Origin of the sequence: Streptococcus sp. 'group B' (assembly GCF_002073795.1) — a bacterium.
GTDB classification, from domain to species: Bacteria; Bacillota; Bacilli; order Lactobacillales; family Streptococcaceae; genus Streptococcus; species Streptococcus agalactiae.
This window is the reverse complement of record NZ_CP020432.1, coordinates 881,415-898,970: the sequence shown is the minus strand read 5'-3', so window position 1 is coordinate 898,970 and position 17,556 is coordinate 881,415. Positions and strand designations below refer to the sequence as shown.

The following is a 17,556-nucleotide window of genomic DNA, read 5'->3' as shown; positions in this document are numbered from 1 at the left end:
ACACTATTAATCACTAAGAATGACAACAAAAAAAGAGCAATTAGTTGCTCTTTTATTAATTTAGTGTTATTTCTCCTGTTGCATAATCCATAGTGTATGATGCTTGTGTGTTTGGAATAGCAACATTAAATTCTAATGTGCCATCTTGTGATTTAGCTTCTAGGTGCATTGCAAATGGAACTAAATCAGTATCATTACGGTACAATGGAGTTACACGGTAACGAACACGTTTGTTTTGGTCAACCGCCTTACGAACTAAGCTTTCATAATAATTTTGTCCACGATTGATTTTTTGATTTGATTGGTTGGAATGAGCTGTTTGTGTGACAACATTTTGAGGATTTGACACGGAAGCATCCCAACCTTTGAAATTTCCAGCTAAAGCATAGGCAATTAAATGCCCCTTGTCGACTGCATGCCCATAATGGTCATTAGTAGCTACTTGATGCCAACCTAATGGTTTCCAATTTGCATCGGGAAGAGTGGTATCTCTGCGATTTTGATATTGACGAATGGTTCTATCAAGCATTGCATTAGCAGTTGATAGTCTTTGTTGATTGTCAATTGTATTTTGAACATACGCTTTAACATTGACATCAGCATTTAAATTTGTCTGATTATTATTTAATTCATAAATACCATTAACATATTGAAATGGTAGGTTACCAATAGCATTTTTTAAATTATTTTGAAATTCCTGGCTCGTATCAACAGATGAATTGACATCAGCATGTACTATCGGCGTTACGTTTTGCGGCTGCGTTGGAAGACCAAAGGTCATTACCCCCAACATACCTAATGTAGCAATTACGGTTATAAACAGTTTATGTAATCTTTTCATAAGCTTTACCTCTTTCTAATTACATTAAACAAGCGTCTACCATATTGATATCCGTTTTAGCTAATTGCTCTCCTTTTGTCACAACCATATCATATGCCTATTATTTAAGCATGTCAATCATTTATTTAATCTTATATTAATTTAATATTACTTTAAATTTAATTTACTCGTTAAATTAGAAAATCTGCAAATAATAGCTTTGTTCATCCCCTAACTTAAATCAAAATTTATGCTATGATAGTGGTAAGGAGGCTTGTTCTGTGAAAAAAACAATTGGTATTATAGGTATGGGAGTTAGTGGTTTAGCTGTTCTACTAGCACTTTCTCGTAAAAAAGAGAAAGAGTTAAAACAGTTAGCTATTTTTTGTTTTGATGATACTGTCCACTTTGGACGAGGAATTCCTTTTCAAGAAGACGTTGACTCAGCTTTAATCAATTCCCCAATCAACGATATTTCATTTGATTATCGCCATATGTCTGACTTCATGGATTGGTTAGAAGAAAATTACTATGACACAAATCTAACCTATGTATCAAGGACACTTTACGGACAATACCTTTCAGAAAGAACTAAGTTACTTTTAGATAAACTCCCTGTCACGGTTATTAAAACAAGAGTGGATAAACTAAACTATTTATCAGATGAGCAACAATGGCAAGTCTATATTCAAGATAAGCTTTTTCCTGTCACATTTGATGAATTACACTTAGCTTGTGGTGCTCTGCCTGTTATAGAACCTTATCATTTGGAAGGGAAGACCGATTATATCAAAGACCCTTATCCTATCAAATACTTGGCTCAGGAAAATTGGAAGGGAAAAACAGTTGCTATCATCGGGACTGGTCTAGCTGCAATTGATGTTATAAAATGGTTGCTACTCAATACACAATCTTCTGTTAAAGCATTTTCAAGAACCAACTACTTCCCTAGCGTCCGTATTGTTAATGATTTACCACTTACTTGGCACTTTTTTACCAATGATAACCTTAAAGCATTTCTATCACATCCTTCAAAAACCTTCACTATTGCCGATTTTAATGATTTGATGTCTGGCGAATTGGAGCATCTTGGCTTTAAAAACTGGAAAAATACAACAGAAACTTTTTTATCCCCAGGAATTGATGGTCTCAAGTTAGCCTTTAAATACCCTAAGCAACTCTATCTATTACAACAATTAGCTTCACGAATCACTGTCTGGTTAACTGACCTTTGGCCACTCATGTCATTATCAGATAAGAAAGAGTATAAAGCACTCTATGGAAAAGCGATTATTAACTTGCGAAATCCTATGCCTGATGAATCTGCTAAAGTAATTTTGAAAGCTGCACAAAAAGGGACTTTTTCTCTGATCAATAACGTCAAGACAATTACAAAAAATGACGAAGGATTTTCAATAGAAAAAGAAAAACAAAATCATATATCTGTCGATCGCGTCATTAACGCTACTGGTTACCAGTTAAACACTAAAAACTGGACAAAAGCCAATCCACTTCTAAAATCGCTCATCAATCAAGAATTTTGTCAAATTGACGATCAAGGAGGGATTACTATTTTAACTGAAAATGCACAAGTTTTGTCTCCAAAATATGGTCCAATGCCAGGTTTATATGCGCATGGTGCACTGGTTAATGGTGTCGTTTATCAGAATAACTCTACAATTAAAATTCAACAAATGGCAGAGCGAGCCTTTTCTGATAATAAATAACCATTTCTAAAAAATACCTCCTCTTTTATTATTTAAGAAAGGGAGGTATTTTTTTATTATAAATTCCTTTGTTGTAATATAGACTGTGCTATACTTTCTTTTGATAATTCTTTTAAGTTATCTCCTATCAATTGTAAAGCAGTATCAGCCATATGAGCGATCTCTCTACTATGTGTCACCATAATAACACATCGTTTTTCCTTATGCGCAAAATCTTTAAGACGCATCGTAATATCACGCGCAATGTCAAAATCTAAATTTCCCGTAGGTTCATCAAGTAAAATAGCTGGTGTTCCTACAACCAAAGCTCTCGCAATAGCTACACGTTGTTGTTGCCCTCCTGATAATCTCAAGATATTTCGCGTTAACATATCTTCTTTTAAACCTAAATCCAACAATAATTGTTTATCTGCAGTAGGTTTTACCAACTGAACATTTTCCAATGGGGTTAGATAGTCTAAAAGGTTATAATTTTGAAAGACCAAAGCTATATTCTTTTTGCGATGCTGAGCATAACCTGCTTCTTTAATATCTTTTTTGTTAAATAATACTTGTCCCTCAGTAGGCGAATCAAGACCTGCCATCAAGGATAGAAGGGTTGTTTTCCCTGAACCAGAATTCCCTAATATAGTATAAAATACCCCTGACTGAAAACTATAATTGATATTTTCTAATGTTTTATTGTCGTTCCCCTTATAACGATAAGCAATATTTTTTAATTCGAGCATAGATTTCTCTTTCTTGAGCTATGTATTCAATAGCAGAGCATATTCATTTTAACCGTTAATATAGATGTCACTATTGGTCGGTATACTTATGGCACTTTAGGACAGTTTTGATAAGATTCCCCTTGGTTTGTAGCGAGCAATAATTAAACTAGTAGTAATAATAGCAAATAAGACGATTGCTAAACCAACTAGAATTACTAACCAGACTTCCTCAGGCTTCACTTGTACATTTAACGTCTTAATCGTTTGCATAAACATATCTGTATCACTATCAGCCCCAAGCTGCATATTCCCAAACCCTTTCATAAAGTCTGCTCTGACAGTTCTAGAGGCCTGATACACTAAGGAGTCTGCTAATTTTTGACCAATAAATTGACTGATAAGTACTGATAAAGCAAAGGCTGGAATAGCAATCATTAGTACTTCTACTGCGTACTGACAATGATAATTGCTTTAGACTTACCAATAGCTAATAAAATACCTGTCTCATGGGTTCTACCACCAATCCAGAATAGCAGAGCCATCATCACTAGGATAATAGATACTACTAACATGCCGCCTTGTAGAGAAGTAATTAATTGATTCAAGACATCTATACTTTTTGCATAACTTGTTAGCAAGGTTGCTGTAATTGTCAGTTGATATTTATTCCAATCAATAGGATTGTTTTTTGATAAAACTTTTAAGAGTTTCTATATCAGCATTCTTTTTAGGATATACAGTTGTTTGGCGATAAAAGGCCTTACCTTTAGAATAGCCGTATAAATCCTTAATCAATTGCGTATCTGAAAAGGCTGTATTTTCTAGCATCTCATAAGGGTAATTTGATTTTTGTACCGTTTTACCTTTATATATGCCAACAATAGTTGCTTCAACTAATGTTTTATCCTTACTGTTTCTAACGGGGTCTTTTGAAAACATTAACTTATCGCCAACTTTAAGATGATTTGTCTTCGCAAAAGCCTGATGAACAATTATAACTCGCTGATCTTTCGGCGTGATATGTCGCCCTCCCTTAAGAGAAATCATCCCCGCTGTGTATTTAGGATCTGTATCGGAGTAACTATTACCATGAACTTGTAAAACTTGTTCTTTATATTGTTCTTTATCATTTGGTCGTGTAACCATTTTTTCCGAGGTTAGTCCAGCATAAGCCATCAAATTATTATTAACGCGCTTAACATTTGGATTACTTGCTATGTTAACTATTGCTTTTTCAGGGATTTCTCCAGATCCGTAACCATCACCAACAAGGTCAGTACTATCCGATGAAATATGCAAAATTGATCCAGTTTGCCTTGAAAATGTCTTCTTAGCAGTAAGACCAGCATTTTTTACCGCAATACCGCTAATTAATGTAGAAGCAACTAGCCATAAACATACGAATAAAGTGATACTCTTACGCTTTTTACGGCTAACATATAAAAAGGAACGTTTAAATAAATTCATATTAACCTCCTATGACATTCGTGACAATATTTGCTTTGGTTGTAGTTTAAGAATAGAATAACTAGATAATACAACTGCAAATAAGCAAATTAAAGCACCCTGAGCATAGAGTCTAAAGACATCCATTACTCCAACAGAAACAGCGAGGTTATCAATTCTATCAATAATTAGACTACTATTTTGTACAATTTGTGAACTCACACCACCATTAACTTGTGATAAAAGGCCAGCTGCAAATGTTTTTCCAAGAAAGACACCACCAATAATAGATAGTGTGAAGGCAGCACCTGCTACTAACAGTACTTCTATCAGATAATGACCTATGATTTCAAACTTAGTTTTTCCGATAGCGAGTAAAATTCCCGTCTCTTTAATGCGGTTATTAATCCAAAATGTTAGCATGACAACTAATATTGCCATCGCCACGAGACTAACAATAAGAATGATTCGTCCCACTAGACGATGCAATGTCTCGATATTACGATAAGAATCTCCATAAAACTCTTTAGCTGTTTGAACATCTAATTTCCCGAAATCAAGCGGCCATTGTTTGATGTTTTGGATAACTGTATCCACTAAACGTTTATCACTTAAGCGCACTGCAACCGTCTGATAACCTTTTTGTTTACTAATCTTCCTAACCAATGTTGCCTGAGCAATCAATGTATTATCAATATTGGGATTAAAAGTATTTTTAGACTTAGCACTATTCGCATCATAAATTCCTGCAATAGTAACATTTTCTTTGCCTAATCTCAATTTGTTACCCACACTTAAATGATTCTTTTGTGCTAACTTCAATGGAACTAGTACTTGTTTTGTATTATCGGCCGCTAAATGGCTTCCTTTCTTTAAGACCAATGCTTTTGTCTGAAAAGCTCGTAAATCTTCTGTACTTTGATAACCTGCTAATGTAACTTGATTCTCTTCTTTAGAAGAGTTATATGGTGATACAGATTTTAAACGGCTACCAACATCAATGCTTAAACTTGCCTCTACTGACTCAACCATTTTTGCTTTTTTCAAAGCTTCGTATGCTTGTTCAGGCCAATAAGCCTTTTCTTTGGAGGTTAAATAAATGCTTTTCCCTTGTTTTGTTAGGATATTTTTTTCCAAAGAATGCTGAATACTCATCAGACTGATTAAACATGTGCCTATAGTTAGAAAAACTAAGAACAAGGTTACTGTTTTCATTTTTTGACGTTTCAAATAAGCTAAACTTAATGTCCATAGGTTCACTATTTTCCCTCCTTTTTCTATCTTAATAATCTCTAGAATAACGATAGAAGTCGTTAGATATTCTCTATCGACTTCTACGTTATCTATCAATTAGTGATTTTATAGCACTGTTTCTAAAAACAATTATTTCTCAAATGTTTTCATAAATTGGTTAGTATAATCAATTACTTCTTTAAGGTTAGTATCATAAATTTGGTGAGTTCCGTCTAGTGTATGAATAGAGACTTCTTTTGGATCTTCTGATAACTCCTTATGTTGCTCTTGCCAACTGCCTTTAATTGGTATATCTAAACTACGTAATTGAAGCCCTAAGTCACTTTCACGTGCTAATAAATACATAGCAGGAATTCCCTTTGGAATCTTATAGTTGGCACTTTCGTTAATCATATTAGAAGAATTCTTCGCTTCTTCTTTCATATTAGAATTATTAAGTATCTTATGTCCAATAGCAAAAAATTGTGCATTAATATCGTCGGATACTTTAGGAATTTTAGGTAATTCTTTTAACACTGGAGCAGCGAAATCAACTTGCTTACCACCTTCCATACCCGGCGTTGATGTATCTAAACCTATTAATCCTAGCACTTCCTTTGGATAAGTACTGATGTATTTAAGGGCATAAACACCACCAATTGAATGAGAGGCAATTACATATTTTCCGGTAATACCAACTTTTTGTAAAGCTTCGTGGATATCTGAGGTAATATTAGCTAGATTTCGTGGTTGGTCAATGACATCACTTAAACCTGAACCAAATGGCTCAACTACCACAACCTTATGAGTTTTACTTAAATTACTAATCAAATTATGGTACTGATGTTTGGCAGTCACCGTCCCTTGACCAGGAATAAAGACAATTGGTACTTTACCTTCTCCAACAGTATAGACATTCATCTTCTTGCCTTTGACTTCAACCTTTTGACCATATTCTTTGATAGGTGTTTTGATATATTTTTGATATTGTTTGTTACTAATAAAGCTCTCTGTGCCTTTATTATATTTTTCAAGTTCTTTCGTTAACTTCATTCGCTTGGCTGCTGTTGCCTTGTCTTCCTTCGGATTTGCAGTTACGTTTTCTTGCTTAGGATCCTCAGTTTTAGTTTTTTGATTATCTTTATTGGCAGAACATCCAACGCAAAGCATTAAAGTCAGGGCGATGGTTGATAATGTCGTTATTTTATTCATCTTTTCTCCTTAGTAAAACAATTGGGGGGAATAATTATTTTTCATGCGATTGAATCCACTCGTCAATAGCCTTCGCCATATGTTTATATTGCGTATGATAAATCAAGTGGCTAGCATCTAGTGTCTCAACAGAAACGTCTTTTGGATCTTCAGATAAGTCAATATGTTGTTGTTCCCAGCTTTTAAGCTTAGGGAATATTTTTTTACGCATTTTTATATCTTCTGCTGACTCATTAGCTAAGAAATACTTAGCTGGCATACCTTTAGGGAACTTAACTTTTTCCATTTTATGAAGATTGTCACTAACACGCCTATCTTCATCGCGCTCTGTTTTATTACCTGATTTTTTAGCACCGATTGATAAGTATTGTTCATTGGTTTTCTTATCAACTTCTGGAATGGATTCTGCCCATTTTAAGGTTGAAGCTGAAGATTCTCCAGTTGTGCCATCACCTTCCATATTTGGTGTGCTTGTATCCATGCCAATGAAACCTTTGACATCGTTAGAATATGTCTTAGCATAATTTAGACCGTATATGCCACCTAACGAGTGAGCCATAAGATAGAAATTTTTGACACCGACTTTCTTTGGTAATATTTTCAATCGTACGTGGCTTATCTGTCATATCACTAAGCCCATAACCGAGCGGTTCAACCGTATAAATTTTATATTTTTTCCCTAATCTATCAAGCAAGTTTTTGTAAGCATAACGTGGTGAAATTTCAGCTTGACCAGGGAAGACTACTAGCGGAATTTTCCCTTGACCCATTGTATATATGTTCATTTTTTTACCGTCACCGACATCAATTTTTTGTCCGTAATCTTCAATTGGTTTCGCTTTATATTTAGTTAGGTCAATAGCACCTTTAGCAATCATAGCTTTTTCTGCTTCTCTCTCTTGTTTTTGCTTAGCGATTGACTTTTCTTGCTTAGGCTGCTCAGTTTTAGTTTTTTGATTATCTTTATTGGCAGAACATCCAACGCAAAGCATCAAAGCGAGGGCAACGGTTGATAATTTCGTTATTTTATTCATTTTTTCTCCTTGACTTAGGTATTTCATTCAACGATTACTTTTGATGGGATTGGATAAATCCATCAATAGCTTTAGCCATATGTTCATATTGTGTTTGGAAAATATTGTGACTACCTTTAAGAATTTCAACGGAAGCATCTTTTGGATCTTCAGATAAATCAATATGCTGCTGATCCCAATTTTTCAAACCTTTAAAATCTGCTTGACGTAGCTTGATTCCCTCCACAGATTGATCAGCAAGAAAATACTTAGTTGGCATCCCTTTAGGGAATTTTACATTCTTCAATTTACCAAGATTATCACCTAAGCGCTCATCTTCATCTCGTTGAGACTTATTGCCGTTAATTTTTTTCGCAATTGACAGATACTGTTCGTTAGTCTTATCATCAACATCTGGTAATTTCATTGCCCATTTAGCACTTTCAGGGTCATACTTTGTTTTTTGTTCCCCTTCCATCCAAGGTGTACTGGTATCCATACCAATAAATCCTCTGACTTCTTCTGGATAATTTTTAGCATAATTTAAAGAATACATACCGCCAAGTGAGTGAGCTGCAAGGTAGAAATTTTTAACTCCAATTTTATTTAGGCCTGTGTGAATTTCTTTTGTAATGTTTTCTAGCGTACGTGGTTTAGTAGGAATATCACTGAGACCATAGCCTAATGGTTCTACTGTATAAATTTTATATTTTTTACTTAACCGCTCAATTAAATTCTTATAAGCATAGCGTGGCGAAATCTCAGCTTGACCAGGAATAAAAACAATTGGAATTTTTCCCTGACCAGTTTCATAAATGTTCATTTTCTTGCCATCACCAACATCGATTTTTTTACCATAATCTTTGACCGGTTTTGCCTTATATTTTGTCAAATCAACAGCGCCTTGGGGATGCATCTCTTGATCAGCAGCTTCTTTGTTTTTGGGTTCTTCTTTTTGCTTATCTGTGAGTTTAGTTTGTTTAGGATGATGAGACTGTGTTTTAGATGTAGACGTGTTTGATGCAGCACACGCCGTACAAAGTAGTAGGCTTAAAGCAACAGTTGATAGCTTTGTTATATTCTTCATGCATTCTCCTTATTGTCTGGAAAACATAGCTTTACCAAAGTGTCAAACGTTTTTCTGGTTTTAGATACATTGAATCGCCTTTTTTAACACCAAAGGCATCATAAAATTCTTGGAAATTACGTACTGGGATGTTAGCTCTCAATTCATATGGTGCATGAACATCTGACTGAATTGAGGACTTACTTTGTTCTTTGGTTGCTTTTTGACGCCAAATACTTGCCCATGATTCAAAAAATTCTTTATAGTTTGGATTTTTTCAGTCTTAAGAGCTTCTAGAGATGCCATAACACCACCATTATCTGCAATATTTTCTGCTAAAGTTAATTTACCATCAACTTTACCGCCATCTGCTTTAAGGCCATCCCATTGGTCAATCATAGCTTGTGTTTTTTTCTTATAATGTTTTAAATCTTCTTTAGTCCACCAATCGTGAAGATTCCCTTTCTCGTCATATTTCATACCATTAATATCAAATGAGTGTGAAATTTCATGACCAATAATTGCTCCGATAGCTCCATAATTTTGACTAACTGTTTTAGTTTTATCGTAGAGTGGTGATTGAAAAATCGCTGCTGGAAAGACTATGGAATTGGTATTAGGATCATTATAAGCATTTACAGCATTGGCACTCATTTGCCAATGTTCACGTTGATTAGACTGGTTAAATTCTTCAAATGTTTTCTTGTTCGATAATTTTCTGTAGTTATCATTGTTTTCAAAGAAGCTTGCTTTACTATCAAATTGGTACTGACGATAAAGATCAGGATAATCTTCTGGATAGCCAATCATTAATCTCATGTTATCAAGTTTCTTAATGGCCATTGCTTTTGTATTTTCTGATAACCAAGTGTTGTTTTTTAACCGTGTTTTATAGACATTAATGATTTTCTTAGCCATATGTTCGACGTCTTTTTTAGCTGCCTCACCAAAATATTTCTTACCATAATAATCACCCAAAATATGGCCAAAAGTATATTCTAATTGGGTGTAAGCATTTTTTCTTTCAATTCAATCTGAGTCAAACCAGACGCAACATTCTTAAAAGCACTCGCTGCTTGACGATTTTGTTCTCCTAGAAAATCTGATTGATCAACTAGCATAGAAATCATCATCCATGCTTTCATATTGGCTAATTGTTTACTATTTATAACATCATTAACCTGTTTAAAATAAGTTTTATCTTCTACATTGACTGCCTTATTCGTTGGCCCAACTAGTTTTTCAATCAATTCTTTAAAGTCAAATTCCTTGGCGTAATTGTGAACCGTTTCCATACTTTCAGGGTTATATCGCCCCGCAGCTGTCTCACTTTCAGCTGTGATTTTACTTTGATCAACTTGCGTTTTTTCTGATAAGAGTCTATCAAATGCTATAGCTTGTTTAACTAGTTTTCTATCTTCAATGTTACTTTTTCCAGCTTGTTTAAGCAAAGCCATTGCTGAAGTACGGTAAGCTGATAATTTAGCCTCACCTTCTTTATTGCCCTTCTTATATTGGTCAGGTGATTCAAGTAATGCGGGTGCTTGACGAAGCACCAATTGCTTTTGGCTATTATCTCGAGCATTGGTTTCCACAGTCAAACCAAATGGTAAAACAAAACCACTCATCACAAAATCATGGGCCAAACTTTGAAAGTCTTTCATTGAAGAGACTGCTTCAAGTTTTTGTAAAACTGGTTTTAGAGGTTTGAGACCATTTTTATCTCTTGTTTTAAAGTCCATACCTTGTTTATAGTATGCAACCATTTTTTTCTGTTCATCATTGGTTGTTTCAATCTTTCCTGAGGCCATTTTAGCCATATCAGACACTAACAGTTGCTTTAATTTATCCTCAATTTCTGAAAAACTATTAACACTAGTCTGCCCTTGTTTGAGTTTTGTATTGGCTAGCCAATTATCATTGACAGCCCTGTAGAGATTTTCTCTCGGACTGACATTATTTGCTTTCTTCTCACTGGCAGATACTGCATGTAACATAGCAATATCTTTAACCACATATCCTGATATAAGACAAGCTGTTAAAGTAAGAACACTCATGGATTTTAAATAGGATTTTCTTTGCATAAATGACACCTCTCTTTCTTATTCACTTTTAGTATAGCAAGTAGGGTGTTAAATTCTTGTTAAGAATTCACTTTTTTACACTTATACAAAAAAGTAGTAGCTAATGAGCTACTACTTTTGATTTAAGAGATAAAACCTTTTATCCATCACAATTAATGTTGCTAAATAGATTTTATTTTATCATTAATATTTGCTTTTAAACTTTTTAGCTAAACTAAATAATACACTCAGCATAACGATAGCCATTCCAGTGATATAATAACCACGTTTGCTGTCACCAGTGGATGGCAATGTATTTTTAATTTGTTTTTCAACATGTGTCTGATGTGAAGTTATCTGTTTATTGTCTGTTCTAGCCATATGAACTGCGGAAACTGTCTTAGTCTTTGGTAAATCAGACGCTTTAACTGTAGTATCAGTTTGATGAACGTTATTAACTTTGTAGCCTTCTTCAACTATAGGTGCTTCTTGGGTTTTATGTCCCTCTTCAGCTTTACGTGCTTCTTCGACTTTATGTGCTTCTTCAGCTTTACGTACTTCTTCAGCTTTATGTGCTTCTTCAGCTTTACGTGCTTCTTCAGCTTTACGTGCTTCGTCAGCTTTATGTGCTTCTTCAGCTTTACGAATAGCTTCTAAGTCAACTACTTTAATCGGAACATCAACTTTATCAACACCACCATTTACATAATGAATCGATACTTTAGCGTTTGTTAACATTCCTGATTCATTTGTGTTTGGAGCTTCGTCGATTGTTAATGTATAAGCTCCTGCCATTTCTGGAACAACTAAGTGCTTCATCAACATATCCACAGTTACTTTAGCTCCTTTGTCAGCTGTCATTTGGCTTGCTTTAACATCAAAACGGTTTCTATAGATATGAAGGGTCTCATTACGACGATAATTTGATAAGTCAACAGCAGATAACTTAATAATATTATCTCCAAATTCTAGTGGTACTGTCATATCTTTAGTGATTTCTACACCATTTCTAAAACTATAAAGACCGGTTTTATCAACAGATTCAAGTAATGAATCATCTTGATATAATTTTAGTTTTAGAGAGTCATCTTTGGCAACGATGTGGATAAGAGCAGTATCAGAAGTCAAATCACGTTTAGCAACTGCTGTGTTAAGCTCTGGAACTGATTGGTCAAAGAACATGCGACGAACAATACTTGCTTTCTCTCCTGCTTCTGTTACCACTTCAACCCTAATCCAAGTGTTAAAACGACTAAGTGGTAATTTAGCCCGGAACTCATATTGTTTACCGGCATAAAGTACTCTACGTCCACTCATTAATGGTTTTGTTCGATTAGTCAAGTCTTTACCTTGAATAATAACAGGGGTTCCTAGCATGTCTCCATTTTCATTCACCATTTTGACTTCAACATGCTTGCTTTTATCACCATCCTTGATGTGACCGATAATACCAGATGCTGTGATTTCCTTACCATTTAGAGTTGCCTCACTAGCAGTTTCCAATAAGGCAGGAGTTAAGAGAAATACTGATGGGTATTTATGTTCACTAACAGGATCATCTTGTGGTCCAGCAACTGCAAACTGTCTCATCATCATATTTTCAGTAAGAGCACTCGCTCCTTTAACAGCATTAAAATTAAGTTTAGTATCTGCAGTGAGATTAATTCGAAGGACTAGACTGTCACTTGTTTCGTAATACGCTGAATCTTTTTGCATAGTAAGTAGCATATCCCTCATATGCTTATTTTTAGATAATCTAGGACTTAAAGGAAGTTGTTGAACTTTCTTACTTACACTACCCGTCTCCATAATCAAACTTTTAACATTTAATGAATTTTCTGTTTTATGTAATACAAATGTTGTCCATCCTTTAGTTAAAGGTAACTCACTACCTTTACCAACTTCTTTTCCATTCACAGTAACCTTACTATAATGTGACCAGTCAATATTAGCAAAGGTTACTTTTGCTGTATTTTCATTGGCTTGAGTTGAATGACTGAGCTGTTCACCTTTTTTAGTCATATCTTCTTTCTGATGACTATATGGATCTTCTTGCCCTTTATAAACAACTTTAAGACTTGCACCACTGGTTAATTTAAATTTAAGGTTAATTGCATCTTTATAAATATAGTATCCATCTATCTGACTTTCAGTTAAACCAAAACTAGAGTCAAATTTTTTCAATTCATTTGGAACACCATTTTGGATAAGGTATATTTTTTTAATAATTGAAGCTGGGTCTTGAGATTGTTTGAAAAACATATCTAATTCAACTGTTCCAGTTTTTGCAATAAGTTGTCCCTTAAATTCAGAATCCTTTCGTCCAAGTCGAATAGTTTTAAACTTACTCATGTCCATATCGTTTATATCCAAAGAAACATCTTTTTGTTCAACCAATTCTGGCATCTTTCCATCTTTGAAAGTGGTCATGATTTCTGAACTTGAGTTAATGTTATTAATAGTAAACTCTAGACGACGATTTGTCGGGTTGTATTTTAATTGGTAAGTTTTGCTGAGATTAATGTCTTGTTCATCATTTTTCAAGATATTATCAACAGTTTTAACCTCATTCAAACGACGAACAGATAAACTATCAATATGTCTGACATCATTTGGTAATTCAATACCAATCTTAACAGATTTATCTTTAAGCGCTATACGAGAAGTTTCTTGCAATTTATCGTTAACATAAATCTTACCACCCTTGTCTTTAATAGCAGCAAAGCTTGAAAATACAATGGCATGGTAATCTACTGTTTCACCAGTAGCTAATTGCTCAAAAGTAGTATTGCTCAAATAGTCAACCGCTGTGATATTGACATATTTTGTATCTGCAAAATAATCTGTTGTGATAGTAATTTCTTTATTGCGATTATTATTACGATAAATTTTAAGACTAGTGTCATCAAATTGATTAGCTGACAAAGCATTTCTAGGAATGACTAATTTGCCATCAGATTCGACTTGTAATATTTTGCCATTTACTTTGCTAGCTAAAATAGGGTCATCAACAAAGCTAAGTTGAAGAGACTTAGCATATTTAATTGCTCCTGATTTATCTTCAATAGCGTCTTTTTTACTATCCTTTGGTGGCTTCATCCGGCGGCGTGTTTAAATCTGGGAAACCTGGAGGAGTTGATAAACTATCTTTGGGTTTGCTTGGCTTAGTTCCCGGTGGGGTTGAATAATCAAAACTTCTCATTGAAGTTGGTGCTGGTAAATCAATTCCTGGTGGACGGTCTAATTTTGGTTTTTCAACTTTTTTATCTTCTTTTTTAAATCCTGGAGGTGTGATAAGGTCTAAATTATTATTGCCACCACCAACATACTTAACAGATTGAAGATAAACGTCTTTCAAACCAATGCCAGTATCCTGAACTTTGAAAGTAATTTTTTTCCAGCGATCTTCTAACTTCTCTACAGTAGTCTTATCTTTGGGACTTAAGTAAGGTTTATTGTTGTCCATTTTGATATAGTATTGATAAATTTGGACACCATCGCCACCGACACCTTTATTATTCAACTGTACTTTAATTTGATAAATGTATTGTTTATCCCCTTTTGCAATTTAATCTTTAATCTTACCATCCCAAATAGAATCTGGCATCATGGCAAAACTATTACGATAATCTAGGCGATAAAGTTTTCTAACGTCGTGTGATCTACCAAGTACACGAACTTCTTTATTGGTATCTGGATCTATAATAGAATATTGAACATACTCCATATTACGCAAAGCTGCAATACGAACTCCTGCTTTGTCATAGAAAGGACTATTAGGAGAGAAAAATACTGTATTGTTATAGATTGGAAGACTCAACATGCCGTTAGTTGTAAAGGTTGATGAGGTCTTGTTGGTTTCTTTATTAACATAGAATTGAACGCGACGTTTTTTGTCACCGTTACCAATTTCAGAAATGCCTTCAAAAGCATCAATAGCTTTTTGCTCTGTCCATGAACCGTAAAAACCTAAAAATGGTAAGTGTAAATCGGCTACACCTTCAGTATCTTTTAAGTTAAGATAACCTTCCAAGAAATTATTGCGAGTTAAAGCCTCTGCATCAGAATAATCCACATCAAGGTCAACAGCTAATGTCTTACCTGCTTCTACAGTAACTTTCCTTGTAACTGCATCAGCTTTTTTTGATACTAGGTGTTCTGAATTTTGCGTACGAAATCCTTTTTCATCAACTGGGTCCGCAATCGCTTCTGATGAGATGATATACGTTTTATTAGTTTTTCCAAAGTTACGAAGTAGAATGCGTGCTTTAAATTTTTTCTCTTTTAATTCACGTAACTCCAACTTACCATCTGCATTATTATCGTTAGTCCCTGTTACAGTTGCAACGACTGTCGTAACAAGAGCTTTGGCAAGATTCATTGCTCCGCTACCTTGTTGGCGCACAAAGTAAGGTGTTTTGCCATCTTTTGATTGTTTATTGATAATTGGCTGTGCAGTGTTCATCAAGAGTAATTTAATAAAATCAGCAGCATTATCAACAGGAATTTTTTTATCTGTAATGTATTGTTTTAAAACTGCAGCTGCCCCAGCTACCTGAGGTGCAGCCATTGATGTTCCTGATTTATCAGCATATTGATTATCCTCCACAGTTGAGAAAATATGACCACCTGGAGCTGTAATCTCAGGTTTTAGACGTAAGTCTGGTGTAGGTCCCCAAGAAGAATAAGAAGATAATTGTCCTGCTAAACTATTATCAATAGCTTGACGCTCTGTTAAAATAGTAATAATTTTATTGCTATTATTTTTGATATTGTTATACGTGCTTCTGGTAATGCGAGCAATATTAAATTTAGCTGCTTCTGATTCAACTAATAATTGACTGCCTAAATCATCTTTAACCTTCGCATTATTGTAAAGCAAGATAGCAGCTGGATTTAACTTAGTAATCGCCTGTACTTTTTCTAAAAATCCATTAGATTTATTATCTTCTGGAATTTCAAGCATGGCGATTTTACCACTTAAATCAAAATGTTTTGACAATTCCGAAGGAGCTTCTGCTCCCAAATCTACAGCCAATCCAATAATAGTTTTTGAAGCGTTTGGGGCAACATGAAGATTAATGACTTCTGTAACTTCTGTTCCAGATTTTTTATCTTTAAATTTCAAAACATGAGCATGCTTTTTAAGGTTCTCCATAGAGGCAACAGCCAAGGTATTATCATCGAGGGCTGGGTTGGCAATCAAGGCTGTATCATAATTTTCTGCTAGCGGCTTAACACCATAAGTATTACCGTCAGTGATATTTCCTTCATTACCTGCTGCTACTGCAATGACGATTCCTGCCTTACACGCTCTTGCAATAACTTCAAGTTCAGGATAGTCTTTCCCCTCATGTACAAATCCAGCAGGTGTTCCAAGACTCATATTAACAACATCAGCTTTTAGTAAAATAGCATCGTCTAGAGCTTTTAGCCACACATCTGTGAAGGTTGTGGGATTTTGTTGGTCATCTGAAAATACCTTCATCGCTAAAATTTGAGCATTTGGTGCAACACCATACAATTTTTGATTATCATCATTAGCTCCTACGATACCTGTTACATGCATACCATGCATTACACCGTAGCTATCCTTGAGGTTATCATTATAGTCATAATAGTTATAACCATAAGGTACTTTTTCGGAATAGAATTTTCCTTTGAGATTCTTTTCATGAATCAGTTTTTCAATACTAGTTTTATTATACTTAGCACGATTTGGTTCTTTGATTTTTAGTGCTTGGTGTTTGAAATCAACCCCTGAATCAATAACTGCAACAACAGTTCCCTCACCTTTATACTGGGAGTTGTTCCAAACTTCTGGCAAACCAATAAGTTGCCCTGAGGAAGATAGTAAAGGTTTTGTCTGAACATATTCTTGTGAGACATAGACCCTTCTAACATCAGCAATCGTTTTTAATTTTTCAATTTCTTGAGCTTGAATATCAAGTGCGACACCATTAATAATAGCATCGTAACGCTTCACTTTGCTTGAATCAAAGTGAACACTTTTTTCAATATTCTTAAGAACTTTATCTTGCTCTTGCTTGATGCTTTGTAATTTTTTCTCAACATCAGCTTGATTTAACTGTGCAACTGTTTTTTTCTGTTCTGTCGCATAATCTAAGATAGATTCCTTATTAAATTCAACAATTACTCTTACTTTTTGAGGCTTTGGCACAGCCGGAGTAGCTTTCTCAGCAACCGCCCCCTGTGGTTTAGTCACAGTAACTGCCTTAGTTGCTTCTGTACTCTTATTGCCTTTC

The 17,556-nt window shown here is 34.7% G+C and carries 13 protein-coding genes and 2 pseudogenes; 1 reads left to right on the top strand and 14 read right to left on the bottom strand.

The window, feature by feature from the left end:
- Positions 1-55: 55 nt before the first annotated feature.
- Complete coding sequence (locus tag A6J68_RS05035; protein WP_000825431.1) at positions 56-841, bottom strand: DNA/RNA non-specific endonuclease; 786 nt, start codon at positions 839-841, stop codon at positions 56-58.
- Positions 842-1,101: 260 nt separating this feature from the next.
- Between A6J68_RS05035 and A6J68_RS05030 the strand changes: the two genes are divergently transcribed.
- Positions 1,102-2,547: an FAD/NAD(P)-binding protein gene (locus A6J68_RS05030; RefSeq protein WP_000750933.1), complete on the top strand. Its 1,446-nt coding sequence runs from the start codon at positions 1,102-1,104 to the stop codon at positions 2,545-2,547.
- A 56-nt stretch (positions 2,548-2,603) separates the two neighbouring features.
- Here the strand turns inward: A6J68_RS05030 and A6J68_RS05025 are convergent, their stop codons facing one another.
- The 13 genes and pseudogenes from A6J68_RS05025 to A6J68_RS04970 all read right to left on the bottom strand — a co-directional run bounded on the left by A6J68_RS05025 (position 2,604) and on the right by A6J68_RS04970 (position 17,516).
- Positions 2,604-3,275, bottom strand: a complete 672-nt coding sequence (locus tag A6J68_RS05025) for an ATP-binding cassette domain-containing protein (RefSeq protein ID WP_000891267.1) — start codon at positions 3,273-3,275, stop codon at positions 2,604-2,606.
- A gap of 96 nt (positions 3,276-3,371) precedes the next feature.
- Positions 3,372-3,692 (bottom strand): hypothetical protein, encoded by a 321-nt coding sequence (locus tag A6J68_RS05020; RefSeq protein ID WP_001865677.1) that lies wholly within the window; start codon positions 3,690-3,692, stop codon positions 3,372-3,374.
- 8 nt (positions 3,693-3,700) lie between these two features.
- A complete protein-coding gene (locus A6J68_RS11635) occupies positions 3,701-3,829 on the bottom strand; it encodes a hypothetical protein (protein WP_000962057.1) in 129 nt (42 codons plus the stop codon).
- 100 nt (positions 3,830-3,929) lie between these two features.
- On the bottom strand, positions 3,930-4,724 hold the full coding sequence (locus tag A6J68_RS05015; RefSeq protein WP_001869075.1) for an ABC transporter permease: 795 nt from the start codon (positions 4,722-4,724) through the stop codon (positions 3,930-3,932).
- Between the two features lie 9 nt (positions 4,725-4,733).
- The gene (locus A6J68_RS05010; protein WP_001055321.1) at positions 4,734-5,963 is read right to left on the bottom strand and encodes an ABC transporter permease; all 1,230 of its coding nucleotides are present in this window, start codon (positions 5,961-5,963) and stop codon (positions 4,734-4,736) included.
- Positions 5,964-6,086: 123 nt separating this feature from the next.
- On the bottom strand, positions 6,087-7,148 hold the full coding sequence (locus tag A6J68_RS05005) for an alpha/beta fold hydrolase (RefSeq protein WP_001033956.1): 1,062 nt from the start codon (positions 7,146-7,148) through the stop codon (positions 6,087-6,089).
- 34 nt (positions 7,149-7,182) lie between these two features.
- Positions 7,183-8,182, bottom strand: a pseudogene (locus A6J68_RS05000) (alpha/beta fold hydrolase).
- A 34-nt stretch (positions 8,183-8,216) separates the two neighbouring features.
- Positions 8,217-9,248 carry an alpha/beta fold hydrolase gene (locus A6J68_RS04995; protein ID WP_000790436.1) on the bottom strand — a complete coding sequence of 344 codons (1,032 nt, stop codon included), beginning with the start codon at positions 9,246-9,248 and terminating at the stop codon, positions 8,217-8,219.
- Positions 9,249-9,279: 31 nt separating this feature from the next.
- A complete protein-coding gene (locus A6J68_RS11685; protein WP_071659942.1) occupies positions 9,280-9,462 on the bottom strand; it encodes a M13-type metalloendopeptidase in 183 nt (60 codons plus the stop codon).
- Positions 9,387-10,205, bottom strand: a complete 819-nt coding sequence (locus A6J68_RS11680; protein WP_001865683.1) for a M13 family metallopeptidase — start codon at positions 10,203-10,205, stop codon at positions 9,387-9,389. The genes A6J68_RS11685 and A6J68_RS11680 overlap by 76 nt, the downstream gene beginning before the upstream one ends.
- Positions 10,206-10,225: 20 nt before the next feature.
- Positions 10,226-11,311, bottom strand: coding sequence for a peptidase M13 (locus tag A6J68_RS04980; protein ID WP_001873818.1), 1,086 nt, complete (start codon positions 11,309-11,311; stop codon positions 10,226-10,228).
- Positions 11,312-11,494: 183 nt separating this feature from the next.
- Positions 11,495-14,813, bottom strand: a pseudogene (locus tag A6J68_RS04975) (hypothetical protein).
- 45 nt (positions 14,814-14,858) lie between these two features.
- Positions 14,859-17,516 carry a S8 family serine peptidase gene (locus A6J68_RS04970; protein ID WP_000165740.1) on the bottom strand — a complete coding sequence of 886 codons (2,658 nt, stop codon included), beginning with the start codon at positions 17,514-17,516 and terminating at the stop codon, positions 14,859-14,861.
- Between the last annotated feature and the right edge of the window lie 40 nt (positions 17,517-17,556).

Coding starts and splice junctions, on each gene's coding strand:
- A6J68_RS04980 (WP_001873818.1), bottom strand. CDS start 11,311: ATGCAAAGAAAATCCTATTTAAAATCCATGAGTGTTCTTACTTTAACA.
- A6J68_RS04995 (WP_000790436.1), bottom strand. CDS start 9,248: ATGAAGAATATAACAAAGCTATCAACTGTTGCTTTAAGCCTACTACTT.
- A6J68_RS05005 (WP_001033956.1), bottom strand. CDS start 7,148: ATGAATAAAATAACGACATTATCAACCATCGCCCTGACTTTAATGCTT.
- A6J68_RS11635 (WP_000962057.1), bottom strand. CDS start 3,829: ATGTTAGTAGTATCTATTATCCTAGTGATGATGGCTCTGCTATTCTGG.
- A6J68_RS05020 (WP_001865677.1), bottom strand. CDS start 3,692: ATGATTGCTATTCCAGCCTTTGCTTTATCAGTACTTATCAGTCAATTT.
- A6J68_RS05015 (WP_001869075.1), bottom strand. CDS start 4,724: ATGAATTTATTTAAACGTTCCTTTTTATATGTTAGCCGTAAAAAGCGT.
- A6J68_RS05025 (WP_000891267.1), bottom strand. CDS start 3,275: ATGCTCGAATTAAAAAATATTGCTTATCGTTATAAGGGGAACGACAAT.
- A6J68_RS05035 (WP_000825431.1), bottom strand. CDS start 841: ATGAAAAGATTACATAAACTGTTTATAACCGTAATTGCTACATTAGGT.